This window comes from Stenotrophomonas sp. VV52 (assembly GCF_002893095.1).
GTDB classification, from domain to species: Bacteria; Pseudomonadota; Gammaproteobacteria; order Xanthomonadales; family Xanthomonadaceae; genus Stenotrophomonas; species Stenotrophomonas aracearum.
The window spans coordinates 1-26278 of the sequence record NZ_PKQQ01000018.1 but is presented as its reverse complement, the minus strand read 5'-3'; the positions used below and the strand labels follow the sequence as shown (position 1 = coordinate 26278).

At 67.3% G+C, this 26278-nt stretch carries 24 protein-coding genes; 19 read left to right on the top strand and 5 right to left on the bottom strand.

Annotated elements, in window-relative coordinates; translation table 11 throughout:
* Positions 1–25 precede the first annotated feature (25 nt).
* The 6 genes from C2U58_RS20440 to hslU all read left to right on the top strand — a co-directional run bounded on the left by C2U58_RS20440 (position 26) and on the right by hslU (position 4707).
* A complete protein-coding gene (locus C2U58_RS20440; protein ID WP_102947265.1) occupies positions 26–268 on the top strand; it encodes a lipoprotein in 243 nt (80 codons plus the stop codon).
* Complete coding sequence (dapF, locus tag C2U58_RS19140) at positions 261–1112, top strand: diaminopimelate epimerase (protein WP_102947264.1); 852 nt, start codon at positions 261–263, stop codon at positions 1110–1112. Before C2U58_RS20440 ends, dapF begins: the two co-directional genes overlap by 8 nt.
* Positions 1109–1786, top strand: coding sequence for a DUF484 family protein (locus tag C2U58_RS19135; RefSeq protein WP_102947263.1), 678 nt, complete (start codon positions 1109–1111; stop codon positions 1784–1786). The genes dapF and C2U58_RS19135 overlap by 4 nt, the downstream gene beginning before the upstream one ends.
* 22 nt (positions 1787–1808) lie before the next feature.
* On the top strand, positions 1809–2702 hold the full coding sequence (gene xerC / locus C2U58_RS19130) for a tyrosine recombinase XerC (protein ID WP_102947262.1): 894 nt from the start codon (positions 1809–1811) through the stop codon (positions 2700–2702).
* 74 nt (positions 2703–2776) lie between these two features.
* Entirely contained in the window at positions 2777–3328 is a 552-nt protein-coding gene (gene hslV, locus C2U58_RS19125) for an ATP-dependent protease subunit HslV (RefSeq protein WP_070209155.1), read from the top strand.
* Positions 3329–3330: 2 nt separating this feature from the next.
* Positions 3331–4707: an ATP-dependent protease ATPase subunit HslU gene (gene hslU, locus C2U58_RS19120; RefSeq protein ID WP_070209154.1), complete on the top strand. Its 1377-nt coding sequence runs from the start codon at positions 3331–3333 to the stop codon at positions 4705–4707.
* 187 nt (positions 4708–4894) lie between these two features.
* Here the strand turns inward: hslU and C2U58_RS19115 are convergent, their stop codons facing one another.
* Positions 4895–5563 carry a TetR family transcriptional regulator gene (locus tag C2U58_RS19115; RefSeq protein WP_102947261.1) on the bottom strand — a complete coding sequence of 223 codons (669 nt, stop codon included), beginning with the start codon at positions 5561–5563 and terminating at the stop codon, positions 4895–4897.
* A gap of 164 nt (positions 5564–5727) precedes the next feature.
* Between C2U58_RS19115 and smeD the strand changes: the two genes are divergently transcribed.
* Genes smeD through C2U58_RS19100 form a run of 3 tightly spaced genes read left to right on the top strand, consistent with a single transcriptional unit; the run spans position 5728 to position 11447 of the window.
* Positions 5728–6903, top strand: coding sequence for a multidrug efflux RND transporter periplasmic adaptor subunit SmeD (gene smeD / locus C2U58_RS19110; RefSeq protein ID WP_102947260.1), 1176 nt, complete (start codon positions 5728–5730; stop codon positions 6901–6903).
* Between the two features lie 12 nt (positions 6904–6915).
* Positions 6916–10050, top strand: coding sequence for a multidrug efflux RND transporter permease subunit SmeE (gene smeE, locus C2U58_RS19105; protein ID WP_102947259.1), 3135 nt, complete (start codon positions 6916–6918; stop codon positions 10048–10050).
* Positions 10047–11447, top strand: a complete 1401-nt coding sequence (locus C2U58_RS19100) for an efflux transporter outer membrane subunit (RefSeq protein ID WP_102947258.1) — start codon at positions 10047–10049, stop codon at positions 11445–11447. The genes smeE and C2U58_RS19100 overlap by 4 nt, the downstream gene beginning before the upstream one ends.
* A 2-nt stretch (positions 11448–11449) precedes the next feature.
* Here C2U58_RS19100 and C2U58_RS19095 read toward each other — a convergent pair whose 3' ends face one another.
* The 3 genes from C2U58_RS19095 to C2U58_RS19085 form a co-directional block, all read right to left on the bottom strand.
* Entirely contained in the window at positions 11450–11845 is a 396-nt protein-coding gene (locus C2U58_RS19095) for a low affinity iron permease family protein (RefSeq protein WP_102947257.1), read from the bottom strand.
* A gap of 70 nt (positions 11846–11915) precedes the next feature.
* Entirely contained in the window at positions 11916–12248 is a 333-nt protein-coding gene (locus C2U58_RS19090; RefSeq protein ID WP_102947256.1) for a hypothetical protein, read from the bottom strand.
* A gap of 198 nt (positions 12249–12446) precedes the next feature.
* Positions 12447–12899 (bottom strand): nucleoside deaminase, encoded by a 453-nt coding sequence (locus tag C2U58_RS19085; protein WP_070209147.1) that lies wholly within the window; start codon positions 12897–12899, stop codon positions 12447–12449.
* A 71-nt stretch (positions 12900–12970) separates the two neighbouring features.
* Between C2U58_RS19085 and ubiE the strand changes: the two genes are divergently transcribed.
* The 3 genes from ubiE (at position 12971) to C2U58_RS19070 (ending at position 16580) form a co-directional block, all read left to right on the top strand.
* Positions 12971–13732, top strand: coding sequence for a bifunctional demethylmenaquinone methyltransferase/2-methoxy-6-polyprenyl-1,4-benzoquinol methylase UbiE (ubiE, locus tag C2U58_RS19080; RefSeq protein WP_102947255.1), 762 nt, complete (start codon positions 12971–12973; stop codon positions 13730–13732).
* Positions 13733–13825: 93 nt separating this feature from the next.
* Entirely contained in the window at positions 13826–15757 is a 1932-nt protein-coding gene (locus C2U58_RS19075) for a M1 family metallopeptidase (protein WP_102947254.1), read from the top strand.
* 91 nt (positions 15758–15848) lie between these two features.
* Positions 15849–16580, top strand: coding sequence for a hypothetical protein (locus C2U58_RS19070; RefSeq protein WP_102947253.1), 732 nt, complete (start codon positions 15849–15851; stop codon positions 16578–16580).
* A gap of 143 nt (positions 16581–16723) precedes the next feature.
* On the opposite strand, the gene C2U58_RS19065 is transcribed toward C2U58_RS19070, so the two are convergent.
* Entirely contained in the window at positions 16724–17662 is a 939-nt protein-coding gene (locus C2U58_RS19065) for a carbohydrate kinase family protein (protein ID WP_102947252.1), read from the bottom strand.
* Positions 17663–17936: 274 nt separating this feature from the next.
* Between C2U58_RS19065 and C2U58_RS19060 the strand changes: the two genes are divergently transcribed.
* The 7 genes from C2U58_RS19060 to C2U58_RS19030 form a co-directional block, all read left to right on the top strand.
* The gene (locus C2U58_RS19060; RefSeq protein ID WP_102947251.1) at positions 17937–18983 is read left to right on the top strand and encodes a rod shape-determining protein; all 1047 of its coding nucleotides are present in this window, start codon (positions 17937–17939) and stop codon (positions 18981–18983) included.
* 132 nt (positions 18984–19115) lie between these two features.
* Positions 19116–20111, top strand: coding sequence for a rod shape-determining protein MreC (gene mreC, locus C2U58_RS19055; RefSeq protein ID WP_102947250.1), 996 nt, complete (start codon positions 19116–19118; stop codon positions 20109–20111).
* Positions 20108–20593 carry a rod shape-determining protein MreD gene (mreD, locus tag C2U58_RS19050; protein WP_070208914.1) on the top strand — a complete coding sequence of 162 codons (486 nt, stop codon included), beginning with the start codon at positions 20108–20110 and terminating at the stop codon, positions 20591–20593. Before mreC ends, mreD begins: the two co-directional genes overlap by 4 nt.
* 1 nt (position 20594) lies before the next feature.
* Complete coding sequence (mrdA, locus tag C2U58_RS19045) at positions 20595–22658, top strand: penicillin-binding protein 2 (RefSeq protein WP_102947249.1); 2064 nt, start codon at positions 20595–20597, stop codon at positions 22656–22658.
* Positions 22655–23767, top strand: coding sequence for a rod shape-determining protein RodA (rodA, locus tag C2U58_RS19040; RefSeq protein WP_102947248.1), 1113 nt, complete (start codon positions 22655–22657; stop codon positions 23765–23767). Before mrdA ends, rodA begins: the two co-directional genes overlap by 4 nt.
* Before the next feature lie 511 nt (positions 23768–24278).
* A complete protein-coding gene (mltB, locus tag C2U58_RS19035; RefSeq protein ID WP_102947247.1) occupies positions 24279–25424 on the top strand; it encodes a lytic murein transglycosylase B in 1146 nt (381 codons plus the stop codon).
* On the top strand, positions 25421–26278 hold an 858-nt coding region (locus tag C2U58_RS19030), incomplete at its 3' end, for a septal ring lytic transglycosylase RlpA family protein (protein WP_146033501.1). The genes mltB and C2U58_RS19030, both read left to right, overlap by 4 nt.

Below are 26278 nucleotides of genomic sequence, written 5' to 3'. Positions count from 1 at the left end.
CGCCACTAGCCCCTATACTCGAACGATGAGCACTAATCGCATCCTGATTCCGTTGGCAGCGCTGGCGCTGCTGTCCCTTTCGGCCTGTGGCAACAAGGGCCCGCTGGTGATGCCGCAGAAGCCGGTGCCGGTGGAAGAGCAGGTGGTCGAACCGGCCGCTGATGCCGACGCCACCGAGGCCACCGACGCCACCAACGACCCGCAGGTGGTGCCCGATCCGGTCGACCCGCAGCTCGACACCGACACCGACGACGACGGGAATGAGTAAGGCCGCTGCTCCCGCGCTGCGCTTCAGCAAGATGCACGGCGCCGGCAATGATTTTGTCGTGCTCGACCTGCGTGACGGCACCCCCGCACCGACCCCGGCGCTGGCCGCCCGGCTGGCCGACCGCCACACCGGCGTCGGCTGCGACCAGATCCTGACCATCGAACCGCCGCGCGCCGACGGCTCGGTCGCAGCCTACCGGATCTGGAACTCGGACGGTTCGCAGTCCGAGCAGTGCGGCAATGGCGCGCGCTGCGTGGCCGCCTGGCTGGTCCGCGACGGCGCCGCGCAGGGCGAACGTTTCAACATCGACAGCCCGCTGGCCACGCACGCCATCGAGCGCATCGGCAGCGACCAGTACGCCGTGGCGATGGGCGTGCCGCGCTTCGAACCGGAGCAGGTACCGCTGCTGGGCTTTGCCCGCGCGCGCCCGGAGTACGTGCTGCCGTTGCAGGGCGACGCCGTCCGCTTTGGCGCGGTGTCCATGGGCAATCCGCATGCGGTGATCGAAGTCGGCCTGGTCGACGCGGCACCGGTGGAGCGGCTGGGCCCGCTTCTGCAGCAGCACGCGAGCTTTCCGCAGTCGGTCAATGTCGGTTTCGTGCAGGTCATCGACCCGCAGCAGGCACGCCTGCGCGTGTTCGAGCGCGGCGTCGGCGAAACCCTGGCCTGCGGCAGCGGTGCCTGCGCCGCCGCCGTGGTGATGATGCAGCGCGGCCGCCTGCAGCGCGACGCCACGGTGTCGCTGCCGGGCGGCGACCTGCGCCTGCGCTGGCCCAGCGACGACGCCGAAGTGGTGATGTCCGGCCCGGCTGCATTCGTCTTCGAAGGGGAGTGGAACGCATGAGCGAGACCGTCGAGAAGATCGGGGCGCATGAAGTCGCCGCCTGGTTGCGCCGCCATCCGGCGTTCCTGAAACAGTTCCCGGACCTGGCGCTGACCCTGGTGGTGCCGCGCGATGACGGCCCCACCGCGTCGCTGGCCAGCTACCAGCTGGAAGTGCTGCGCGACAAGAACCGCGAACTGTCGCGGCGGCTGGCCGACCTGGCCGCCAACGCGCAGGTCAACGAACGCCTGGCCGTGCGCACCCACCAGCTCACCCTGGCGCTGATGAAACAGGGCAGCGCGGCCGACACCCTGCGCGCGATGGCCGCGTCGCTGGAAGAGGATTTCGCCGGCGACCTGGTCCGCCTGGTGGTACTGCAACCGGTGCCGGGGCTGGAACAGGCGCCGTGGCTGCAGGTGATCGAGGAAGGCAGCCCGCTGCTGGCCTCGTTCCGCGACTGCCTGAAGGACGGCGAGCCGATCTGTGGCCGCCTGCAGCCGGAAAAGAACACCGTGCTGTACGGCGGGCGGGTCGACGAAGTGCAGTCCAGCGCCTTGCTGCCGCTGCCCGGCGTGGGCCTGATCGCGGTCGGCAGCCACGACGGCAACCGCTTCTACCCGGGCATGGGCACGCTGTTCCTGCGCATGATGGGCGAAGCACTGGCCGTGGCGCTCAAGCGGTTCGACCCGGCCTGAGCCACAGCCGGCGAGCGACTGCATGAACGCTGTCCAGGACTTCCTCGGCTACCTGCAGGTGGAGCGCCGTGCGTCGGCGCACACGCTGGATGCCTACCGGCGCGACCTGGACGCGCTCGGCAGCTGGGCGACCCAGCAGGATGCGAGCGCCGAAGCCCTCGACGGTCCGCAGCTGCGTCGGTTCATCGCCGACGAACACCGCCGCGGGCTGGCGCCGAAGTCGCTGCAGCGACGGTTGTCGGCCTGCCGCAGCTTCTATGCGTGGCTGCTCAAGCATCAACGCATCGCGGCCAGCCCGGCCGCCGGCCTGAAGGCGCCGAAGGCGCCACGCAGATTGCCGCAGGTGCTCGATGCGGACGAAGCGGTACGCCTGGTCGAACTGCCCACCGATGCACCGCTGGGCCTGCGCGACCGCGCGCTGCTGGAGCTGTTCTATTCTTCCGGCCTGCGCCTGAGCGAGCTGTGCGCGTTGATCTGGCGTGACCTTGATTTCGCCACCGGCCTGGTCAACGTGCTCGGCAAGGGCAACCGCCAGCGCCGCGTGCCGTTCGGTTCGCACGCGCGCGACGCGCTGCTGGGCTGGCGCGACGAGAGCGGTGGCAGCGAGGCGCAACCGGTGTTTCCCGGGCGCAAGGGCGGGCCGATCACCCAGCGCGCGGTGCAGATCCGGATCCGCCAGCTGGCCCAGCGCCAGGGGCTGTTCAAGCACGTGCACCCGCACATGCTGCGGCACAGTTTCGCCAGCCATATCCTGGAATCCTCCGGCGACCTGCGCGGCGTGCAGGAACTGCTCGGCCACGCCGACATCGCCACCACCCAGATCTACACCCACCTGGACTTCCAGCACCTGGCCAAGGTGTATGACGCCGCGCATCCGCGTGCCAAGCGGCGCAAGGACCCGGGCGAGGGCGGCTGAACGGCAGCTTCACGCGCAGGCTTGATGGCGGCGGCGGGCGGCCCCATGTCCCTCGAACAGCTACCGGAGGCACCATGGATCCCAGTCAGAACCCCACCGTATTTCATGCCACCACCATCGTCTGCGTGCGTCGCGGCGAGCACGTGGCGATCGCCGGCGACGGCCAGGTCACGCTGGGCCACACCGTGATGAAGGGCAACGCGCGCAAGGTGCGCCGACTGGGACGTGACGGCCAGGTGCTGGCCGGTTTCGCCGGCGCAGCGGCTGACGCCTTCACCCTGTTCGAACTGTTCGAAGCCAAGCTCGAAAAGCACGGGCAGCTGACCCGCGCTGCCGTGGAGCTGGCCAAGGATTGGCGCACCGAGCGCCGCCTCGGCAAGCTCGAAGCGCTGCTGGCCGTGGCCGACAAGGAAACCTCGCTGATCATCAGCGGCACTGGCGACGTGATCGAGCCGGAAGACGGCATCATCGCGATCGGTTCCGGCGGCTCGTATGCGCTGTCTGCCGCACGCGCCTTGATGGCGCACACCGAACTGGACGCACGCACCATTGCCAGCGAAGCGATCAACATCGCCGGCGACATCTGCATCTACACCAACCGCAACGTCGTGGTCGAGGAGCTCTGAACATGCCCCACAAGATCGAAGTGTCCTCCGCCACCATGACCCCGCGCGAGATCGTGCAGGAGCTGGACCGGCATATCGTCGGCCAGCACGATGCCAAGCGCGCGGTGGCCATCGCGCTGCGCAACCGCTGGCGCCGCATGCAGCTGGTGCCGGAGCTGCGCAATGAAGTCATGCCCAAGAACATCCTGATGATCGGTCCGACCGGCGTCGGCAAGACCGAGATCGCGCGTCGCCTGGCCACCCTGGCCAATGCCCCGTTCGTCAAGGTCGAAGCCACCCGTTTCACCGAAGTGGGTTACGTCGGCAAGGACGTCGAACAGATCATCCGCGACCTGGCCGACACCGCCGTCAAGCTCTACCGCGAACAGGCCAAGGTGCGCGTGCGCACCCAGGCCGAAGAACGCGCCGAAGACCGCATCCTGGACGCGCTGCTGCCGCGCCGTGCCGGCGGCATCGGTTTCGATCCCGAAGCCGCGCGCAACGAACCTTCCGCGCAGGACAATGAAACCCGCATCAAGTTCCGCCGCATGCTGCGCAACGGCGAGCTGGACGAGCGCGAGATCGAACTCGACATCTCGGCCAACGTCAGCCTGGACATCATGACCCCGCCGGGCATGGAAGAAATGGGCCAGCAGCTGAAGTCGATGTTCGCCAACCTCGGCGGCGGCGCCAAGGCCCAGAAGCGCACCCTGACCATCAAGGCCGCGCGCCCGCTGCTGGTGGAGGAAGAAGCCGGCAAGCTGGTCAACGAAGACGACATCCGCACCGCCGCCATCGAAGCCTGCGAACAGCACGGCATCGTCTTCATCGACGAGATCGACAAGGTCGCCAAGCGCGGCGACAACGTCGGCGGTGGCGACGTCTCGCGCGAAGGCGTGCAGCGCGACCTGCTGCCGCTGGTGGAAGGTTCCAACGTCTCGACCAAGTACGGCACGATCAAGACCGACCACATCCTGTTCATTGCGTCCGGCGCCTTCCACCTCGCCAAGCCCAGCGACCTGATTCCCGAACTGCAGGGCCGTTTCCCGATCCGCGTGGAACTGGGCGCGCTGAGCAAGGACGACTTCGTGCGCATCCTGACCGAGCCCAAGGCTGCGCTGACCAAACAGTACGAAGCCCTGCTGCAGACCGAAGGCGTGGCCGTCACCTTCACCGCAGACGCCGTCGACCGCCTGGCCGAGATCGCCTTCCAGGTCAACGAACGCCAGGAAAACATCGGCGCCCGTCGCCTGCACACCGTGCTGGAACGCCTGCTCGACTCGCTGAGCTACGAAGCCCCGGACCGCGACGGCGAAACCATCGCCATCGACAAGGCCTACGTGGACAAACACCTGGGCGAACTGGTCAAGGACCCGGACCTGAGCCGTTACATCCTGTAACCGGCGCGTGCCTGCTCCATCCGCCCCACGACAATCTATCGGGGTGGCCGGCGGGTAGCCCCCGGAGAGACGCTAGAAAACATGGATGTTTTCTAGCAGCCCCCAAGGACGGGTTCACGGCGTGTCTCGGAGCGGGGCTGCCCGACGGCCGCCCCTGCCAGGATCAACAAAAGCGCTGCTTTTTGCTCTACGCCTCGTCGTCCGTCGGCAACGGCTCGGGCGGCGAGCCCGGCTCGAACACCCCGGGCACCACGAACGCACCGAAGATCGCGTCCAGCGTCTGCCGGCCGTCGCGCTGCAGCTCGAACAGCTCCGGCTCCAGCATCGCGCTGTACAGCACCCCGGTCAGGCTCGTGCTGATGATGCGCGCCACCGTGTCCACGTCCACGCCCTCGCGCAACTGGCCCAGTTCGCGCGCGCGCTGCATTGCCGCGCCGATGATCGCCAGCTCCTCGCGCGACATCTCGCGCTGCATCTCCTGCATCGCCTGGCTTTCCACCGACAGGTCATTGCGCAGCATGATCTCCAGCATGTTGCGCAGGCGCTCGTCCTCGGAAATCTCCTGGAACGACACCAGCAGCGCCGAACGCAGGTCGCGCACCGGCGTCGTGCGCTTCGACGACGCCGTACGCCGCAGCCGCTCGATGAACGGGATGCGCTCGCGGTCGATCATCGCCGTCAACACTTCCGACTTGTTCTTGAAGTGCCAGTACACCGCGCCCCGGGTATAGCCCGCGCGCTCGCCGATCATCGCCAGGCTGGTCCCGGCCACCCCGAATTCGTGGAAACAGACCTGGGCCGCGTCGAGGATCCCCTCGCGCGTCGCCTGGGCCGCTTCTTTGGTTTTTCTGGCCATTGCGCTCTGTGCACGTGCTGGATGAAACCGGCCTGAATTGTACCCGTTTACAAACAAACATGCATGTATGTATATTTACGCCCCACTGATCCTCGGTGAGGACCGCGCGTAGCTACGAGAGCGGTTTTCCCAGCCCTCTTTCTGTTTGCCGCGAGCCCCCCACCATGTCTCCAACCCCGTATCGCTTCCTCGCCCTGTCCCTGGCGATCGCCCTGACCCTGTCCGCCTGTGGCGGCGGTGAGCAGGAAGGCCAGCAGGGCGGGCCCGGCCAGGTCACCGTTGCCACCCTCAAGGCCGAACAGGTCGGCCTGACCCGCGAACTTCCCGGCCGCACCAATGCCTTCCTGGTCGCCGAAGTGCGTCCGCAGGTCAGCGGCATCGTCGCCAAGCGCCTGTTCACCGAAGGCGGCCTGGTCACTGCCGGCCAGCCGCTGTACCAGGTCGACGACGCCAGCTACCGCGCGCAGGCCAACAGTGCCCGTGCCCAGCTCGCGCGCGCCGAAGCCACCGCCAATGCCGCACGCCTGAGCGCCAAGCGCATCACCGAACTGGCCAAGGTCGACGCGGTCAGCCAGCAGGACCTCGAAAACGCCGTTGCCGCGCAGAAGCAGGCCGAAGCCGACGTCGGTGCCGCCCGGGCCGCGCTCGACGCCGCCAATGTCACCCTCGGCTTTGCCCGCATCACCGCCCCGATCAGCGGCCGCATCGGCAAGTCCTCGGTCACCCAGGGCGCACTGGTCAGCGCCGGCCAGGCCGAGGCCCTGGCCACCGTGCAGCAGCTCGACCCCATCTACGTGGACCTGACCCAGTCCGCCAGCGAACTGCTGCAGCTGCGCCGCGAACTGGCCAGCGGCCGCCTGCAGGACAACCAGAGCCTGCCGGTGACCATCCTGCTCGACGACGGCACCCCCTTCGAGCACAAGGGCAGCCTGGAGTTCTCCGAAGTCAGCGTCGACCCCACCACCGGCAGCTACGCGCTGCGGGTCAAGGTCGCCAATCCCGACCAGGTGCTGATGCCCGGCATGTACGTGCGCGCCCAGGTCGGCAGCGGCGTGCGTGAGAACGCCCTGCTGGTGCCGATGCAGGGCATCGCCCGCGACGCCAAGGGCGACACCAGCGCCATGGTGGTCGGCAAGGACAACAAGGTCGAAGTGCGCCCGGTCAAGGTCAGCCGCGCGCTGGGCAGCACGTGGCTGGTCGAGGACGGCCTCAAGGCCGGCGACAAGGTCATCGTCGAAGGCCTGCAGAAGATCCAGCCGGGCATGCCCGTGCAGGCCACCGAGATGGGCGCCGCGCCCGCTGCACCGGCAGCGCCGGCCGCCGCAGCCGCCAAGCAGTAAGGGAACACGTCCATGGCTCGTTATTTCATTGATCGCCCCATCTTCGCGTGGGTGATTGCGATCATCATCATGCTCGCCGGTGCGCTGGCGGTGCTCAAGCTGCCGGTGTCCATGTACCCGGAAGTGGCGCCGCCCGCCGTCGAGATCAGCGCCACCTACCCGGGCGCCTCGGCCAAGGTGGTCGAAGACTCGGTGACCCAGATCATCGAGCAGAACATGAAGGGCATCGATGGCCTGATCTACTTCTCCTCCAACAGCTCGGCCAACGGCCAGGCCACCATCACCCTGACCTTCGAAAGCGGCACCGACCCGGACATCGCCCAGGTGCAGGTGCAGAACAAGCTGCAGCTGGCCATGCCGCTGCTGCCGCAGGAAGTGCAGCGCCAGGGCATCAACGTCGCCAAGTCCAGCAGCGGCTTCCTGCAGGTGATCGGCTTCGTCTCCAACGACGGCAGCATGGACGCCAACGACATCTCCGACTACGTCGGTTCCAATGTCGTCGACCCGCTCAGCCGCGTGCCGGGCGTGGGCAACATCCAGGTGTTCGGTGGCAAGTACGCCATGCGCATCTGGCTGGATCCCAACAAGCTGCACACCTACAAGCTGTCGGTGGATGAAGTGACCGCCGCGATCACCGCGCAGAACGCGCAGGTCGCCATCGGCCAGCTCGGCGGTGCGCCGTCGATCAAGGGCCAGCAGCTCAACGCCACCATCAACGCGCAGGACCGCCTGCAGACCCCGGAACAGTTCCGCAACATCCTGGTCCGCGGCGGCACCGACGGCAGCGAGCTGCGCCTGGGCGATGTCGCTCGGGTCGAGCTGGGTGCGGAGAGCTACGACTTCGTCACCCGCTACAACGGCAAGCCGTCCACCGGTATCGCCATCACCCTGGCCACCGGCGCCAACGCGCTGGATACCGCCAACGGCGTGCGCGCCGCGCTGGACGACCTGAAGGCCAACTTCCCGGCCGGGCTGGAATCGGTGGTGCCGTACGACACCACCCCGTTCGTGCAGGTCTCGATCAAGGGCGTGATCAAGACCCTGATCGAAGCGATCATCCTGGTGTTCGTGGTGATGTACCTGTTCCTGCAGAACTTCCGCGCCACCCTGATTCCCACCATCGCGGTGCCGGTGGTGCTGCTGGGCACCTTCGGCATCCTGGCCGCGCTGGGCTTCTCGATCAACATGCTGACCATGTTCGCGATGGTGCTCGCCATCGGCCTGCTGGTCGACGACGCCATCGTGGTGGTGGAGAACGTCGAACGCATCATGTCCGAAGAGGGCCTGTCGCCGCTGGAAGCGACCCGCAAGTCGATGGGCCAGATCACCGGCGCGCTGGTGGGTATCGGCCTGGTGCTGTCGGCGGTGTTCGTGCCGATGGCCTTCATGAGCGGCTCCACCGGCGTGATCTACCGGCAGTTCTCGGCCACCATTGTGTCTGCAATGGCGTTGTCGGTGCTGGTCGCCATCGTGCTGACCCCGGCGCTGTGCGCCACCATGCTCAAGCCGCTGAAGAAGGGCGAGCACCACGTCGCACACAAGGGCTGGTCCGGTCGCTTCTTCAACGCCTTCAACCGCAGTTTCGACCGCTCCAGCGAAAGCTACCAGCGCGGGGTCAAGGGCATCCTGGCGCGGCCGTGGCGCTTCATGGCCGTGTTCGCCGCCCTGGTGGTGGTGATGGGCCTGCTGTTCGCGCGCCTGCCCAGTTCGTTCCTGCCGAATGAAGACCAGGGCATCCTGATGGCGCTGGTGCAGACGCCGGTTGGCGCTACCCAGGAACGTACCCTGGAGGCGATGTACAAGCTGGAAGACCACTTCCTGAAGAACGAAACCGAGGCGGTCGAATCGGTGTTCTCGGTGCAGGGCTTCAGCTTCGCCGGCATGGGCCAGAACGCGGGCATGTCCTTCATCAAGCTCAAGGACTGGAAGGAGCGTGATGCCGACCAGGGTGTGGGTCCGATCACCGGGCGTGCAATGGGCGCGCTGGGTGGGATCAAGGACGCCTTCATCTTTGCCTTCCCGCCGCCGGCGATGCCGGAACTGGGCATCGGCTCGGGCTACACCTTCTTCCTGAAGGACAACAGCGGCCAGGGCCATGAAGCGTTGCTCAACGCGCGCAACCAGCTGCTGGGCGGGGCAGGGCAGAGCAAGCTGCTGGCCAACGTGCGACCGAATGGCCAGGAAGACACGCCGCAGCTGCGCATCGACGTGGACGTGGAGAAGGCCAACGCACTGGGCCTGTCGATCAGTTCGGTCAACAGCACGCTGGCCGCGGCGTGGGGCAGCAGCTACATCGATGACTTCATCGACCGTGGCCGCGTCAAGCGCGTATATGTGCAGTCCGACGCAGAGTTCCGCATGAACCCGGACGACTTCAACCTGTGGTCGGTGAAGAACACGGCCGGTGAAATGGTGCCGTTCAGTGCCTTCGCAACCAAGCGCTGGGACTACGGTTCGCCGCGCCTGGAACGCTACAACGGCGTGTCGGCGATGGAGATCCAGGGCGAACCGGCCCCCGGTGTCGCCTCGGGCGATGCCATGGCCGAGATCGAACGGATCGCCAAGGACCTGCCGCCGGGCTTCGAGATCGAATGGACCGCGCTGTCCTACCAGGAACGCCAGGCCGGCTCGCAGACGCCGCTGCTGTACACGCTGTCGCTGCTGATCGTGTTCCTGTGCCTGGCGGCCCTGTATGAAAGCTGGAGCGTGCCGACCTCGGTGCTGCTGGTGGCGCCGCTGGGCATCCTCGGTGCGGTGCTGGCCAACAGCATGCGTGGCATGGAACGCGACATCTACTTCCAGGTGGCGATGCTGACCACGGTGGGCCTGACCAGCAAGAACGCGATCCTGATCGTGGAGTTCGCCAAGGAGAACCTCGAGAAGGGCGCGGGTGTGCTGGAAGCCACGATGCATGCGGTCCGCGACCGCCTGCGTCCGATCATCATGACCTCGCTGGCATTTGGCCTGGGCGTGCTGCCGCTGGCGATCGCCTCCGGTGCCGGTTCCGGCGCGCAGCGTGCGATCGGCACCGGCGTGCTCGGCGGCATGATCGTCGGCACGGTGCTTGGTCTGTTCTTCATTCCGTTGTTCTTCGTAGTGGTGCAGAAGCTCTTCAACCGGCGCACCGATTCCCGGAAAGCATCATGAAAACTACATCTTTGATCCTGTCCATCGCCGTCGTCCTGTCGCTCTCCGGCTGTGCCACCCTTGAACCGCGGAGCACCGAGGTCGCGCCGGCGATCCCGTCGCAGTGGCCGGCGTCCACCTCAACCGCGTCGGTGGGCGAGGTGGCCGACATCGGTTGGCGCGACTTCTTCGTCGACCCGCGCCTGCAGTCGCTGATCGCGCAGTCGCTGGACAACAACCGCGACCTGCGCGTGGCCGTGCTCAACGTGGACAAGGCGCGTGCGCAGTACCGCATCCAGCGCGCCGACCGCGTGCTTGCCGTGGGCGTGCAGGGGCAGATGACCCGCAGCGGCGGCGATGCGCCGGTCACCGAGCAGTTCAGTGCCAATCTGGGTGTGGTTGAATTCGAACTGGACCTGTTCGGGCGCGTGCGCAACCTGAGCCAGGCAGCGCTTCAGCAGTACTTCGCTGAAGCGGCCAACCGCCGCAACGCGCAGCTCGCGCTCGTGGCCGAAGTGGCCAACGCCTGGCTGACCCTGGGCGCGGACAGCGAACAGCTGAAGATCGCCGAGGCGACACTGGCGACCTATGAGGATTCCCTGCGCCTGAGCGAGGCGCGCCACCAGTTGGGCAGCGTGTCGGCGCTGGAACTCAGCCAGACCCGCACCCTGGTGGAAACCGCGCGCACCGACGTGGCCCGCTACCAGGGCCAGGTCGCCCAGGACCGCAACGCGCTGGTGCTGTTGGCCGGTGGTCCGGTGGACAGCGCGCTGCTGCCGGACGGCGAGTCCACCGAGGTCGCCGCCGTGCGCGCGATTCCGGGCGGCGTGCCGGGCGAGGTGTTGCTGCGCCGGCCGGACGTGATGGCCGCCGAGCACACCCTGCTGGCGGCCAACGCCAACATCGGTGCGGCGCGCGCAGCGTTCTTCCCCTCGATCAGCCTGACCGGCAGTGTCGGTTCGGCATCGTCGGAACTGTCGGGCCTGTTCGATTCGGGCACCCGGGTCTGGAGCTTCATGCCGACGCTCAACCTGCCGATCTTCCAGGGCGGCAAGCTGCGCGCCGGGCTGGGCGTGGCCAACGCCAACCGCGACATCGCCCTGGCCCAGTATGAGAAGGCGATCCAGTCCGGCTTCCGCGAAGCGGCCGATGCGCTGGCGCTGAATGACAGCCTGGACGCGCAGCTGAGCTCACAGCAGGCGCTGGTGGCAGCCGCCGAGCAGGCACGGCAGTTGTCGCAGGCGCGCTATGACGCGGGGCTGGACAGCTTCCTGACCCTGCTGGATGCGCGGCGTACCGCCTACAGTGCACGGCAGTCGCTGGTCAGTACGCAGTTGAACCAGCTGTCCAACCAGGTCGCGTTGTACAAGGTGCTGGGGGGCGGTTGGTACGAGCGCGGGGATGTAGCCGCGCGCTGACTTCAACCGCCCTCGCGCCGCCTCTGCAAGGTCTGGTTGGCCTTTCGCGCCATCTCTTCATAGGTGCGGCGGATTTCCTCCAGCCGCTCCTCGTCCATTTCTTCCAGGTCCAGCAGCTCGTTGTTGGCCTCGGCCGTCACCCGGATCAGCTCATCCAGCTTGATCTGGATCGCGGCGGTGTCCGCGTTCTGGCTGTGCTGGATCAGGAACACCATCAGGAAGGTGATGATGGTGGTGCCGGTGTTGATCACCAGCTGCCAGGTGTCGTTGAACTTGAATACGGGCCCGCTCAGGGCCCAGATCACCACGATGGTCACCGCACCCAGGAAGGTCCACGGCGTACCCGCCGCATAGGACGCCTTCTTGGCGACCAGGTTGAATACGCTGCGAAGTTTCATGGGCACCGGATCGAAGCTGCGTTGCGCCATGATGGAGCGGCGCGGCGTGTAGGCGCCGTGCAGTACCCGCTCAGGCGCCGGCGCTGAGGCGCGGACGGGCGTTCTGGTCGTGCTGGCTGCGCAGGTACACGTTTTCCCAGACCTGTTCGACGAACTCGCGCGCTTCGGCCTCGGTCAGCCGCGGCATGATCTGGTAGGCAAAGTGCGCCTGGAAGGCTTCGTCGCGTTCCCGGTCGCCGGCGCGCGGGTGCGAGATCAGCGAGTCGCAGGCGAACTTGATCCACGGAACGTAATGCCCGAACGAGGGCAATTTCATGTTGCCGTCCGCATGTTGCTTGCGCCAATAGGCGATTTCGGCCTCGACGTTGATCACGTCTGGAATGGACAGCGGCACGGAGGACATGGTTGCGCGATTCACAGGGAGAGAAGGCACCCTGATGATGCGTAACGCGCAGTGCATGGGGTGTCACGGCGATGTGCAGCGGGCGTGCGGATCGCCCCTGCGCAGCTGAAGTATTCATGACCGCGGCACGCCTACCATCGCCAAGGGTGTCGCCAATGACCTGCATCGTGCGCCGCGGCGCACGATGCGCGGTGCCGGTTACTCGCCGATGTCTTCGTTCCAGACCTCGGGGTGGGCCGAGATGAATCCGCCGAGCAGGTCGATGCATTCCTGGTTCTGCATGTCGATCACCTGCACGCCGGCCTCGCGCAGCCAGTCGATGCCGCCCTGGAAGGTGACCGACTCGCCCACCACCACGGTGCCGATGTTGAACTGGCGCACCAGCCCGCTGCAGTACCAGCACGGCGCCAGGGTGGTGACCATGATGGTGTCCTGGTAGCGGCGCTGGCGGCCGGCCTTGCGGAAGGCGTCGGTTTCGCCATGCACGGACGGGTCGCCTTCCTGCACGCGGCGGTTGTGGCCGCAGCCGAGCAGGCGCCCGTCGTTGTGGTACAGCGCCGCGCCGATCGGGATGCCGCCCTCGGCCAGGCCCTGGCGGGCTTCGGCAATGGCGGTTTCGAGCAGGGCGGCGTAGTCGGGGGTGCTGATCATGGGCAGTCCGTTGAAGTGAAGGGGGCATCATAAGGTGCCGCAGGCCGGCCGGCGGTGCGATAATCGGCGACATGAGCGAATCCCCCTACAAGACTGGCACCACCCATTTCGGCTTCCGTGACGTAGCCGCCTCGGACAAGCAGAAGCTGGTGGGCGAAGTGTTCACCTCGGTCGCGCGCAACTACGACCTGATGAACGACCTGATGAGCCTGGGCATCCACCGGGCGTGGAAGCGCTACTACGTGGCCACCGCGCAGGTGAAGCCGGGCGACAGCGTGCTCGACCTGGCCGGCGGTACCGGCGACATCGCGGTGCTGCTCAAGGAGCGCGTGGGCGACGAGGGCGAGGTGGTGGTCGGCGACATCAATGCCGGCATGCTCACCGTGGGCCGCGACCGCCTGACCAACCGTGGGCTGGTCGCCGGGCTGGATTTCGTGCAGTGCAACGCCGAGGCGCTGCCGTTCCCGGACGCCAGCTTCGACCTGGTCACCATTGCCTTCGGCCTGCGCAACGTCACCGACAAGGACGCGGCGCTGCGCGAGATGTACCGCGTGCTCAAGGTGGGCGGGCAGGCGCGCGTGCTGGAGTTCTCCGAGGTCACCGCGGACTGGTTCAAGCCGATCTACGACTTCCACTCGTTCAAGATCCTGCCGAAGCTGGGCAAGCTGTTCGCCCGCGACGCCGACAGCTACCAGTACCTGGCCGAAAGCATCCGCAAGCACCCGCCGCAGGAAGCGCTGAAGACCATGATGGGCGAGGCCGGGTTCGCGCGCTGCCATTACAAGAACCTGACCGGCGGGATCGTGTCGATCCATTCCGGGTACAAGATCTGATTGAACGTAGCGCCGGGCTCTGCCCGGCGCGTCCGTATTCAGGATCCGGGAGGGGGTAAACTGGCGGTTTAACCCCTGATCGGTCCTGATTCAATGCGATCTCCGTTCCTGCTGATTCCCCTGGCCGTCGCGCTTGCCGCCGGCTGCTCCAAAGAGCCCTCCGCCCCGACCGCGGCCCCCGCCGCCCAGCCGAGCGCCGCCAACGCCGTGAAAGCCGCCAACCGCAGCCACGATGAAAGTTCCTACGCCGAGCCGGACAAGGTCGTCATCCAGGACCTGGCGCTGGACCTGAAGCTGGACTTCGACGCCAGGCAGATTGGTGGCACCGCCACCTACACGCTGGACTGGAAGGACAAGGCCGCCAAACAGCTGGTGCTGGACACTCGCGAGCTGACCATCGAGAAGGTCGAAGCCGTCGGCGCCGATGGCAAGACCGCGCCGCTGCAGTTCGTGCTGGCACCGGCCGACAAGGTGTTCGGCAGCAAGCTGACCATCGAAGCCCCGGAACAGCCGGGCAAGGTGCTGGTGACCTACCACACCGCGCCGACCGCCTCGGGCCTGCAGTGGCTGGAGCCGTCGATGACCGAGGGCAAGCAGCTGCCCTTCATGTTCAGCCAGTCCCAGGCCATCCACGCGCGTTCGTGGGTGCCGCTGCAGGACACGCCGAGCGTGCGCTTCACCTACAGCGCGCACGTGACCTCGCGCCCGGACGTGATGGTGCTGATGAGCGCCGACAACGATCCCAAGGCCGCGCGTGACGGTGATTACACCTTCAAGATGCCGCAGCCGATCCCGTCCTACCTGCTGGCGATCGCCGCCGGCGACCTGGTATTCGAGCCGATCTCCGGTCGCTCGGGCGTCTGGGCCGAACCGACCATGGTCGGCAAGGCAGCCAAGGAATTTGAAGACACCGAGAAGATGATCGGTGCGGCCGAGAAGCTGTACGGCGAATACCGCTGGGGCCGCTACGACATGCTGGTGCTGCCGCCGTCGTTCCCGTTCGGCGGCATGGAAAACCCGCGCCTGACCTTCGCCACCCCGACCGTGATCGTGGGCGACAAGTCGCTGGTCTCGCTGGTGGCCCATGAGCTGGCGCACAGCTGGTCGGGCAACCTGGTGACCAACTCGAGCTGGAAGGACATCTGGCTCAACGAAGGCTTCACCACCTACGTCCAGGGTCGCATCACCGAAGCGCTGTATGGCCAGGAAATGGCCGAGATGGAGCGCGAGATCGACCAGAACGACCTGCTGGCCGAAGTGAAGGACATGAGCCCGGCCGACCAGGCGCTGGCCCTGCCGCCGCTGACCGAGCGCGACCCGGACGAAGCGCTGAGCAACGTGGCCTACGTCAAGGGCTCGTGGTTCCTGCAGTTCCTGGAGCAGCGTTTCGGCCGCGAAGTGTTCGACCCGTTCCTGCGGGGCTGGTTCGATGACCATGCCTTCCAGAGCGCCAACACCGACCAGTTCGTCGAGTACCTGAAGAAGAACCTGCTGTCCAAGGAGCCCGGCGCGGTCACCGATGCCGAGCTGAAGGCGTGGCTGGACGAGCCGGGCATTCCGGCGTTCGCCACCAAGGCACGTTCGCGCAACTTCTCCATCGTCGACACCGCACGCATCGCCTGGCAGGGCAGCGACAAGCTGCCGAATGCGCAGATCACCAGCGAATGGGGTACCCAGGAATGGGTCCACTTCATCGACGGCCTGGGCAAGACCCTGCCGGTGGAGAAGCTGGCCGCGCTGGACCGTGCCTACCACTTCACCGGCACCGCCAACGGCGAGATCGCCATGCGCTGGTACCCGCTGGCGATCCGCAGCGGCTATGCCGAAGCCAATGAGGCGGCCGGTGCGTTCATCGAGCGCGTGGGCCGTCGCAAGCTGATCCTGCCGATCTACGCCGAACTGGTGAAGACCCCGGAAGGCCTGGCCTTCGCCAAGGCGGCGTTCGAAAAGGCCAAGCCCAGCTACCACCCGATCACCACCGCATCGGTGCAGGACATGCTGGACAAGGCAAGCGCCGGCAAGTAACCGCCGGGCACTGCGTTGAACGAGAACGGCGGGGGAAACCCCGCCGTTTTTCTTTGTAAACTCGGAACACTCCCTGCAACCGGACCTGCCGATGAAACGATTGATCCTCGCCGCCGCCTGCGCGTTCGCCCTGGCCGCGTGCAGCAACCCCGAGGAAGAGCGCAGGGCGCAGGAAGCGGCCGATGCCGCCGCCCGGGCGCAGAAGGAGCAGAAGGCCGAAGGGGTGGCCAAGCAGTACGACATGGCCGTGGCCGCGCAGGACTGGGAAAAGGCGCGCATCCACGGCGGTTCGTTGCTGGACCAGTACAAGGACACCGACGTGGCCGCGCGGATCGAGCCGGGCTACGCCGAAGTGAAGGCCAAGGCCGAAACCGCGCGCGAACTACGCCGCATGCAGGGCCTGTGGCAGTACAACCAGATGCCGGTGGGCAACAAGGGCAACCAGGTATCGGCGTCGATCTACAGCAAGGAGCGCGTGGACGTGGACGGCAGCGGTCCCAAGCCGGTGCAGCTGATCTTCCGCGACCACCCGGAGTGGAAGCGCCACGCCTACCTGGTGCTGCAGGCCGGCGATTTCCGCTGCCCGCAGTGCACGGTCAAGGTCACGGTGGATGACGGCAAACCGATCAGCATGGCCGCCTGGCGCCCGAAGACCGACGAGGCCATCGCCATGTTCATCACCGACCAGAAAGCGCTCTGGAAGCTCGCCCGCAAGGCGAAATCCATCAGCATCGAATTCCCGGTCAAGGCCGGCGGCACCCGCACCGCCGTCTTCGAAACCGGCGGCGTGGACGCGGGCAAGATGCCCAATTGGTGGAATTGATCGAAGGTCCCGACCACCCCTCTGGTGAAACAGCCCCCTTCTGTTAAGGGGGCGCGCCGACAGGCGCGGGGATAGGAGACATGCCTCGGGGCCCAACTTTCGCATGGCGAATGTTGGGCGAGCAATTGAAACAGCAGGCTCGGTTACGCCGTAAGGGCGTAACCGAACTGCTGTTTGAATTGCTCGTTGAACTCTTCAAAGGTAAAGCGCTGGTTCTGCGTGCCCGGGTGCTCCACCTTCAGCGCGCCCATCAGGTTGCCCATGCGGCCGATGGTCAGCCAGTCGTAGCCCTTCTCGATGCCGTAGATCAGGCCGGCGCGGAACGCGTCGCCGCAACCGGTCGGGTCGACCACGCGGCGCTCGTGCGCCGGCGGAATGTCATAGGTCTTTTCCGGGGTATGGATGACCGCGCCCTTCGGGCCACGGGTGGTGATGTAGGCCTTGACCCGGCTCACGATCTCCTTTTCGTCCCAGCCGGTGCGCTCCTGCAGCAGGTTCGACTCGTAGTCGTTGACCACCACGTAGTCGGCCTGGTCGATGAAGGTGCGCAGCTCCGGGCCGTTGAACAGCGGCATCGCCTGGCCCGGGTCGAAGATGAACGGCACGCCGGCGTCGAAGAACTCCTGCGAGTTCTGGATCATGCCTTCACGGCCGTCCGGGCCGACCAGGCCCAGGGTCACGCCCGGCACGTCCTTCACGTGGTTCTCGTACGACCGCATCATCGCGCCCGGGTGGAAGGCGGTGATCTGGTTGTTGTCGTGGTCGGTGGTGATGAACGCCTGCGGGGTGAACAGCTCGTCGATCACCTTGATCCGGCTCAGGTCGATGCCCAGGCCCTGGAAATACTCGCGGTACGGGCCGAAATCCGACCCCACCGTGCCCATCGGGATCGGCTCGCCGCCCAGCAGGTGCAGGTTGTAGGCGATGTTGCCGGCGCAGCCGCCGAACTCGCGGCGCATGCGCGGCACCAGGAACGAGACGTTCAGGATGTGCACCTTGTCCGGCAGGATGTGATTCTTGAACTGGTCCGGGAACACCATGATGGTGTCGAAGGCAAGAGAACCACAGATCAGAGCGGACATCGATTAAGGCCTATGCGAATGGGGTTTGAGGCCCGGCAGGCGGGCAACGAAACGGCGCCCAGAGGCGCCCAATGCCGCAAAGGTTAACGGGTGCGGCGCCGCAGGGCCAGAACCCCGGCTGTCCGGATCCGCCTGAATGGCCGCCGAGGCTGGCTTTGGGGCAGATTTCTCCTTGCTCGCGCACAGGGGGATTGCTAGGCTTGTCGGCCTCGAATTCTGCCCAATTTTTCGCCATTCCGCATTGGGCGCGGCACCCCTCAGGATCAACTCCCAGATGTTCAAGAAACTGCGTGGCATGTTCTCCAATGACCTGTCCATCGACCTGGGCACGGCCAACACCCTCATCTACGTGCGCGGGCAGGGGATCGTGCTGAACGAACCGTCGGTCGTGGCCGTGCGCCAGGACCGTGCCATCGGTGGTACCCGTTCGGTCGCCGCGGTCGGCGCCGAAGCCAAGCAGATGCTGGGCCGTACCCCGGGCCACATCACCACCATCCGCCCGATGAAGGACGGCGTCATCGCCGATTTCACCTACACCGAGGCGATGCTCAAGCACTTCATCAAGAAGGTGCACAAGTCGCGCGTGCTGCGCCCGAGCCCGCGCGTGCTGGTCTGCGTGCCGGCCGGTTCGACCCAGGTCGAGCGCCGCGCGATCAAGGAATCGGCCGAGGAGGCCGGTGCCCGTGACGTGTTCCTGATCGAAGAACCGATGGCCGCCGCGATCGGCGCCGGCATGCCGGTCACCGAAGCCCGTGGCTCGATGGTCATCGACATCGGCGGCGGCACCACCGAAGTGGCGGTGATCTCGCTGAACGGCATCGTCTATTCGGCCTCGGTGCGCATCGGTGGCGACCGTTTCGACGAGTCGATCACCAACTACGTGCGCCGCAACCACGGCATGCTGATCGGTGAAGCCACCGCCGAGCGGATCAAGGTCGAGCTGGGCTGCGCCTACCCGCAGGCCGAGGTCATCGAGATGGAAATCTCCGGCCGCAACCTCGCCGAGGGCGTGCCGAAGATGATCAAGATCAACTCCAACGAAGTGCTGGAAGCGCTGCACGAGCCGCTGTCGGGCATCGTCAGCGCGGTCAAGCTGGCGCTGGAGCAGACCCCGCCGGAACTGTGCGCCGACGTCGCCGAGCGCGGCATCGTGCTCACCGGTGGTGGCGCGCTGCTGCGCGACCTGGACCGCCTGATCTCCGAGGAAACCGGCCTGCACGTGCAGGTGGCCGACGACCCGCTGACCTGCGTGGCCCGCGGTGGCGGTCGTGCGCTGGAGCTGGTGGACATGCACGGCAACGAGTTCTTTGCGCCGGAGTAATCCGTTCCGGTCCTGTGTCGTGGACGCGCCCCTGCGGCGTGATGCCCACTGCGTGCCTGGCACGCCGGGCATCGCAGCGCCGGGGCGTTGTCGCATCCGCTCCCTTTCCACCCTGATCAGTCGAAACCGCTCGTGCCGCCCTACGCCGGTCCTCCCGTAGCCTCCCGCCAGGGAGATGCCAGCAGCCCACTGCGGCTGCTCGCCTACCTGGCCCTGGCCATCACCCTGATCGTGCTCGACGACCAGGCCGGCTGGCTGGCGCGTGCGCGCGCCCAGGCCAACGTGCTGGTGCAGCCGGTGTGGGCGCTGGCCGGCCTGCCGGGCCGGCTCGGCACCCAGGTCAAGGACAACGCCGCCAGCCATGGCCAGCTGGTCGACGAAAACCGGCAGCTGCGCAACCAGCTGCTGATCGCCAACGCGCGCCTGACCCGCCTGCAGACCGCCGCGCTGGACAACGCCCAGCTGCGCGAACTGCTCAACGTGGCCGAACGCAGCGGGCTGGACGTGCAGCTGGCGCCGATCCTGGACATCGACCTGGACCCGGTCAAACAGCGCCTGGTGCTGGCGGCCGGCAGCCGCGATGGCGTGCACCTGGGCCAGGCAGTGATCGACGCCGGCGGCCTGATGGGGCAGGTGATCGCCACCACCGGCAGCTCCGCCACCGTGCTGCTGCTGACCGACCCGGACCATGCGGTACCGGTCACCGTGGCGCGCAACGGCGTGCGCCTGATCGTGTACGGGCGCGGCGACACCCTCGAACTGCGCGACATCCCGCTCAGCGCCGGGGTGGAAGTCGGCGACGAGATCGTCACCTCCGGCCTCGGCGGCCGCTTCCCGGCCGGCTTCCCGGTCGGCAAGATCACCGCCCTGCGCCCCGACGACACCCACGCCTTCCTGGTAGGCGAACTCAAGCCCGCAGCCCAGCTCGACCGCGGCCGCGACGTGCTCTTGCTGAGGCCAGGCGCCGCAATCCGAGTGCCACCCAACCTTCAACTTTCCGAAGCCTCAGGTGGTCCCCCCGCAGCAGCGGCACCGACGGTAGCGCCGGGCTCTGCCCGGCCCACGGAAACCGCACCGCAGCCAGCCCAACCCGCACCCCAACCCGCCGCAACGGGGCCCACCCCATGAGCCGCCTGCGCGACAAACCCTGGGTGCTTCCGGTCAGCATCGTGCTCGCACTGCTGCTCGGCCTGCTGCCGCTGCCCGAACTGCTGCAACCCCTGCGCCCCTACTGGCTGGCGCTGGTGCTGGCCTACTGGGTGATCGAAGCGCCCGACCGGGTCGGCCTCGGCGTGGCCTTCAGCTGCGGCGTGATCGCCGACCTGCTGTACGGCGGCGTGCTCGGCGAACAGGCGCTGCGGCTGGTGATGCTCACCTTCATCCTGCAGCGCTTCCGCGCGCGGATCCGCTTCTTCCCGATGTCGCAGCAGGTGCTGGCGATCGGCGGCCTGCTGTTCAACGACCGCATCGTCAGCGCCGTGGTCCACATCGCGGTGGGCGAACCGACCCTGCCGTGGTCGTACTGGTGGGCGCCGCTGCTCGGCATGGGCCTGTGGCCGCTGGTGTTCGTGCTGCTCGACGCGGTGCGCTTCGGACGTCGCGGGCGCTGACATGTACGTCCGCCGCCAGGCCAAGAACCCCCACGCCGAAGCCGAACAGTTCCGGCGCCGCGCCGCGCTGGGCTTCCTCGGCGTGCTGGTCTGCCTGCTCGGCCTGGGCGGCTGGTACTTCAAGCTGCAGGTGCTGGACCACGACATCTACGCCACGCGCTCGGAAGCCAACCGGATCAAACCGCGACCGGTCGTGCCCGGGCGCGGCATGATCTACGACCGCAACGGGCGCCTGCTGGCCGAAAACGTGCCCGCGTTCCGGTTGGACATCACCCCGGACAAGGTCAAGGACATGGACGCCACCCTGGCCGGGCTGGCGAAGATCCTGACCCTCACCCCGGAAGACATCGAGACCTTCAACAAGTCGCGCAAGGCACGCCGCAGCTTCCTGCCGGTGACCCTCAAGCTGCGCGTCACCGACGAGGAAATGGCGCGCTTCGCGGTCGACCGCTGGCGTTACCCGGGCGTGGAGCTGGAACCTTATCTGACCCGCCGCTACCCGTACGGCGACCTGTTCGCGCACATCATCGGCTACGTCGGCCGGGTCGACGACAAGGACCTGGAGATGCTGGGCGAGGGCAATGCCGCGCTGACCCATATCGGCAAGTCCGGGCTGGAGCGCTATTACGAGCAGGAACTGCGCGGCAAGGTCGGCTACGAGCAGGTCGAAACCAACGTGCAGGGTCGCGCCATCCGCACCATCGGCCGGGTCGCCGCGCAGTCCGGCAGCGACCTGCGCCTGTCCATCGACGCCGACCTGCAGCGCGCCATGGTGGCTGCCTTCGGCGAGTTCGAAGGCTCGGCCGTGGCGATGGACCCGCGCACCGGCGAGATCCTGGCCATGGTCAGCCTGCCGTCGTACGACCCCAACCTGTTCGTCAACGGCATTTCCCATGCCGACTTCAAGGCGCTCAACGACAACCCGTCGCGGCCGCAGTTCAACCGCCTGGTGCTCGGTGGCGTGGCCCCCGGTTCGACGATCAAGCCGCTGATCGGCCTGGCCGGCCTGGACAGCGGCACCCGCCGCCCCGAAGACAAGATCCTGTCCACCGGCATGTTCTACCTGCCGGGCACCTCGCGCGGCTGGGGCGACGCCAACCGTGGCGGCCACGGCTGGACCGACCTGCGCAAGTCGATCACCCAGTCGGTCAACACCTATTACTACAAGCTCGCCCTGGACATGGGGATCGAGAAGTTCGACCACTACATGGGCTACTACGGCTTCGGCCAGCCCACCGGGATCGATCTCACCGGCGAAATCGGCGGCATCCTGCCGTCGCCGCAGAACAAGGCCAAGTCGCGCAAGGAACGCTGGTATCCCGGCGACACCGTCAACGTCAGCATCGGCCAGGGCGACTGGAAGGTCACCCCGCTGCAGCTGGTGCATGGCGTGGGGGGCATCGCCGATGGCCAGCTGCGCACCCCGCACCTGGTGATGCAGCAGCGCGAAGGATTCGACGCCGACTGGGTGGCCACCCCGCCCGGCGACAGCAAGCCGGTCAGCCCCAGCCCGGGCAACCTGCAGGCGGTGCGCGAAGGCATGATGGGCACCATGCGCCCCGGCGGCAGCGGTGCGCGCGCCGCGGCCGGCGCGCCGTACACCATTGCCGGCAAGACCGGCACCGCGCAGGTGATCAGCCGCCGCGGCACGGCGGCGGTGAATCCCAAGAGCCTGCCGATGCACCTGCGCCACCGTTCGCTGTTCGTGGGCTTTGCCCCGGCCGAGAATCCGGTGATCGCGCTGGCCATCGCGGTCGAAGGCGGCGGTTACGGCGGCTCGGCGGCGGCACCGATCGCACGCAAGCTGTTCGACGCATGGCTGCTGGGCAAGATGCCCGAGGGCATGGAGCCGCTGGACAGCGCCCGTGGCACTACCGCCATCGGCGTCACCGGCTTCGAAGGCGACAGTGCCGCGCGCGAAGCCGGCGATGCCGCCGCTGCCGCGCTGGAACTGCTGCCGGTCGTGGTCGGCGTGCCCGAGCCGGTGCCCGCGCCAACGCCGGTCCCCGGCGTGCCCCTGGCCCCCGCAGCCGCCCCCCCGACGCCACCGGAGCGCACCCGATGAAGGTCTTCCTGCGCTGGGCGACCGACATGGCCGTCCGCTTCTGCAGCACCCTGGACTGGGTGCTGTGCCTGGCGCTGGGCGCGCTGATGCTGATCGGCCTGTCGGTGCTCAAGAGTGCCGGCGGCGACGGCCTGGTGTTCGCCCAGGCGGCGCGTTTCGCGGTGGGCCTGGCCGCGCTGTGGATGATTTCGCGGGTGCCGATCCTGCGCATCCGTTCGGCCACGCCGCTGATCTATGCGATCTCGATGATTCCGCTGCTGGCGGTGTTCGTGCTCGGCACCGGCAAATACGGCCGCCAGTGGCTGGACCTGAAACTGTTCTACCTGCAGCCGGCCGAGCTGCTCAAGGTCAGCCTGCCGATGATGGTGGCCTGGTACCTGCACCGCATGCCGCTGCCGCCGCGCTTCAATACCGTGCTGGTGAGCGCGGCGATCATCGGCGTGCCGACCGGCCTGGTGATGCTGCAGCCGGACTTCGGAACCGGCGTGCTGATCGCGGCCAGCGGCGCCTTCGTGCTGCTGCTGGCCGGCCTGCCGTGGTGGTGGGTCGGCGTGGCGGTCGGTGGCGTGGCCGCGGCGGCGCCGGTGGCCTGGATCTGGCTGCTGCGGCCGTACCAGAAGGACCGCATCATGATGTTCCTGGACCCGGAGAGCGACGCGCTCGGGGCCGGCTGGAACATCATCCAGTCCAAGATCGCGATCGGCTCCGGGGGGCTGGATGGCAAGGGCTGGGGGCAGGGCTCGCAGTCGCACCTGAACTTCATTCCGGAGCAGACCACCGACTTCGCCTTCTCCGTGCTGAGCGAGGAGTTCGGCTGGATCGGCGTGGCCACCGTGCTGGCGCTGTACCTGGTGGTGATCGGGCGCTGCCTGTGGATCGCCTCGCAGTCGCGCGACTCCTATTCGCGCCTGCTGGCCGGCGCCACCGGCCTGGCGTTCTTCGTCTACGTGCTGGTCAACGGCGGCATGATCTCCGGCCTGCTGCCGGTGGTGGGCGTGCCGATGCCGCTGATCAGCTACGGCGGTACCTCGGCGGTCTCGCTGCTGGCCGGATTCGGGCTGGTGATGGCCGCGCGCGCCCACAACCCGGTGCACGGCGGCTACAGCTGAGCGGCGGCGGCTTTCCGTCGCGCCGTTATGTCTAGTCAAAACAGTGGCCACTTAAGTGCAAGGTTTTGCGCAATCCGGCCATTGGATCGTTGCGAATATGCTGAATCCGGCAGCCGGGATGTAGAAGGCGTCAACAAGCCGACGGCAAAGTGCGATGGCGCGCACAGTTATGAATGCGCTTGATCACGATCAATGGACATGTCGTAAACGCCCTGCACAATGGCGGCCCGCAAGCAGCTGCGCGTCGTGCCAAGCGACGCGCCAGGCGCTGCGGGACGTAGTTGACCTAACGGGTACAGGGGGTGCGACGTTGCGCTGGGGAGTAGCGCGTCGCGCTGGTATCGACCAGGTCGGTAAGGCCGGTCGCGCTCATGGGGATGGGGGCGCGACCGGCTTGACCTTATCGCTGCATTTACACGCCGTCTTAACGAATGCGCGCTTGTCTACGCAAATCGTTGGGATTCATGGTGTTAGGGGTTTTATTTCATCTTTGACCTGCTAACCTGCGGCGATGATTCGACGCACTTTGGCTTGCATGCTCACGCTCGGTCTGGTCGCCTGCGCGACCCAGCCGCAGTCCCCGTCACCGCCGCCGCAGGCGTCGGGTGCGCCCAACAAACCCGGCGTGGCCCACAAGGGGCCTGCCGAAGCGGCGCCGGAAGGTGCCGCGCCCACCGCGCCGCCGGTCGATCTGACGCCGGTTCCGTTTGAAACCGCCCGCGCCAACTTCGTGCGCGACACCGCTGCGCGTTACGGCATTCCCGCCGCCCAGATCGAAGCCACCCTGGCCCAGGCGCAGGTGCGCGACCCGATCATCGCGGCGATGTCGCGCCCGGCCGAGCGGGTCAAGCCGTGGAACGAGTACCGGCCGATGTTCATCAGCCAGGCGCGGATCGACGGCGGGAAGAAATTCCTGGCCCAGCACCGCGACGAACTGATGCGCGTGCAGCAGCGCACCGGCGTGCCGGCCGAGGTGATCGTGGCGATCATCGGCGTGGAAACCAGCTACGGCGGCAACACCGGCAGCTACCGCGTGCTCGATGCGCTGTACACGCTGGCCTTCAATTACCCGCGCAGCGGCGACCCGGCCAAGCTGGAACGCGAGGTGCGCCGCGAACTGTATTTCCGCGACGAACTGGCGCGCCTGTTCGCGCTCACCCGCGATGAGAAGCTGGACATCCTGGCGATCAAGGGCAGTTATGCCGGCGCCATGGGCATGGGCCAGTTCATGCCCTCCAGCTACCTGGATTTCGCCGTGGACGGCAACGGCGATGGCCGCCGCGACCTGTTCAACAGCTTTGATGACGTGTTCTCCTCGATCGCCAACTACTTCGTCAAGAAGGGCGGCTGGGTACGCGGCGGTCCGGTCGCGGTGCCGGCCACGCTGGCCGCCGGCCGCGAACCGTTCGACCCCACCGACTGGACCCCGAGCTGGACCCTGTCCGAACTGGGCCAGCGCGGCTACCAGCCCAGCGTGCCGGTCGCCACCGGGCTGACCGCCACGCCGATCACGTTGGAGGGCAGCACCGGCAGGCAGTACTGGCTGGGCTTCCAGAACTACTACGCGATCACCCGCTACAACCTTTCCAAAATGTACGCGATGGCCGTGTACCAGTTGTCCCAGGCCATCGCAGGACAGGAGCTGCCGCCGGCATGAACGCATTCGCACGCTGCAGATGGGGGGTCCCCAGCCTGCTGATCCTGGCCCTGGCCGCCTGCAGCAGTGCACCGAAGAAGCCGCCGGCCGCCAGCGTCGGCGGTGGCAAATCCAGCGGCACGCTGGTGCAGGGCGCAGGCAAGGGCAGCCGTCCGGCGCATTGCCCGGAAGGTTCGCCCTACAAGGCGGCCACCGAGGACCCCAGCACGCGCGGCAACTACCGCGCCGGCGGGCTGTACAAGCCCGGCGTGAACGACAGCACGCCCAGCTACATTCCCAATGTCGCCTGCATTCCCGAGCCGGAGGTGGTGGACCTGCCGCGCTCGCCGGTCGGCAACAAGACGCCGTATGCGGTACTGGGCAAGCAGTACCAGGTCATGGACAGCACCCGCGGCTACGCGGAGAAGGGCACCGCGTCGTATTACGGCGCCAAGTTCCACGGCCGCCTCACCTCCAACCGCGAGGTGTACGACATGTACGCCTTCACCGCCGCGCACAAGACCCTGCCGCTGCCGAGTTTCGCGCGGGTCACCAACCTGGACAACGGCGAGTCGGTGATCGTGCGGGTCAACGACCGTGGGCCGTTCCATGACGGCCGGGTGGTCGACCTCAGTTATGCCGCCGCGGTGCGGCTGGGCATCACCCAGCGCGGCACCGGCAACGTGGAGGTGCGCGCGCTGCAGCCGGGCGACGACAACCTGCTGGCCGACAAGCCTTCGCGCCGCGAGCGCCGCGCGATTGCCGCCGCGGCCGCTGCGCCGGTGCCGGCGCCCGCAGCGCCGGCAAAGCGGGCCAGCGACATGGACCGGCTGGTCGGCGCATTGCCGCCGCCGTCGCCGCGCACCGCCGGCAGC

Coding starts and splice junctions, on each gene's coding strand:
- C2U58_RS20440 (WP_102947265.1), top strand. CDS start 26: ATGAGCACTAATCGCATCCTGATTCCGTTGGCAGCGCTGGCGCTGCTG.
- dapF (WP_102947264.1), top strand. CDS start 261: ATGAGTAAGGCCGCTGCTCCCGCGCTGCGCTTCAGCAAGATGCACGGC.
- C2U58_RS19135 (WP_102947263.1), top strand. CDS start 1,109: ATGAGCGAGACCGTCGAGAAGATCGGGGCGCATGAAGTCGCCGCCTGG.
- xerC (WP_102947262.1), top strand. CDS start 1,809: ATGAACGCTGTCCAGGACTTCCTCGGCTACCTGCAGGTGGAGCGCCGT.
- hslV (WP_070209155.1), top strand. CDS start 2,777: ATGGATCCCAGTCAGAACCCCACCGTATTTCATGCCACCACCATCGTC.
- hslU (WP_070209154.1), top strand. CDS start 3,331: ATGCCCCACAAGATCGAAGTGTCCTCCGCCACCATGACCCCGCGCGAG.
- C2U58_RS19115 (WP_102947261.1), bottom strand. CDS start 5,563: ATGGCCAGAAAAACCAAAGAAGCGGCCCAGGCGACGCGCGAGGGGATC.
- smeD (WP_102947260.1), top strand. CDS start 5,728: ATGTCTCCAACCCCGTATCGCTTCCTCGCCCTGTCCCTGGCGATCGCC.
- smeE (WP_102947259.1), top strand. CDS start 6,916: ATGGCTCGTTATTTCATTGATCGCCCCATCTTCGCGTGGGTGATTGCG.
- C2U58_RS19100 (WP_102947258.1), top strand. CDS start 10,047: ATGAAAACTACATCTTTGATCCTGTCCATCGCCGTCGTCCTGTCGCTC.
- C2U58_RS19095 (WP_102947257.1), bottom strand. CDS start 11,845: ATGAAACTTCGCAGCGTATTCAACCTGGTCGCCAAGAAGGCGTCCTAT.
- C2U58_RS19090 (WP_102947256.1), bottom strand. CDS start 12,248: ATGTCCTCCGTGCCGCTGTCCATTCCAGACGTGATCAACGTCGAGGCC.
- C2U58_RS19085 (WP_070209147.1), bottom strand. CDS start 12,899: ATGATCAGCACCCCCGACTACGCCGCCCTGCTCGAAACCGCCATTGCC.
- ubiE (WP_102947255.1), top strand. CDS start 12,971: ATGAGCGAATCCCCCTACAAGACTGGCACCACCCATTTCGGCTTCCGT.
- C2U58_RS19075 (WP_102947254.1), top strand. CDS start 13,826: ATGCGATCTCCGTTCCTGCTGATTCCCCTGGCCGTCGCGCTTGCCGCC.
- C2U58_RS19070 (WP_102947253.1), top strand. CDS start 15,849: ATGAAACGATTGATCCTCGCCGCCGCCTGCGCGTTCGCCCTGGCCGCG.
- C2U58_RS19065 (WP_102947252.1), bottom strand. CDS start 17,662: ATGTCCGCTCTGATCTGTGGTTCTCTTGCCTTCGACACCATCATGGTG.
- C2U58_RS19060 (WP_102947251.1), top strand. CDS start 17,937: ATGTTCAAGAAACTGCGTGGCATGTTCTCCAATGACCTGTCCATCGAC.
- mreD (WP_070208914.1), top strand. CDS start 20,108: ATGAGCCGCCTGCGCGACAAACCCTGGGTGCTTCCGGTCAGCATCGTG.
- mrdA (WP_102947249.1), top strand. CDS start 20,595: ATGTACGTCCGCCGCCAGGCCAAGAACCCCCACGCCGAAGCCGAACAG.
- rodA (WP_102947248.1), top strand. CDS start 22,655: ATGAAGGTCTTCCTGCGCTGGGCGACCGACATGGCCGTCCGCTTCTGC.
- mltB (WP_102947247.1), top strand. CDS start 24,279: ATGATTCGACGCACTTTGGCTTGCATGCTCACGCTCGGTCTGGTCGCC.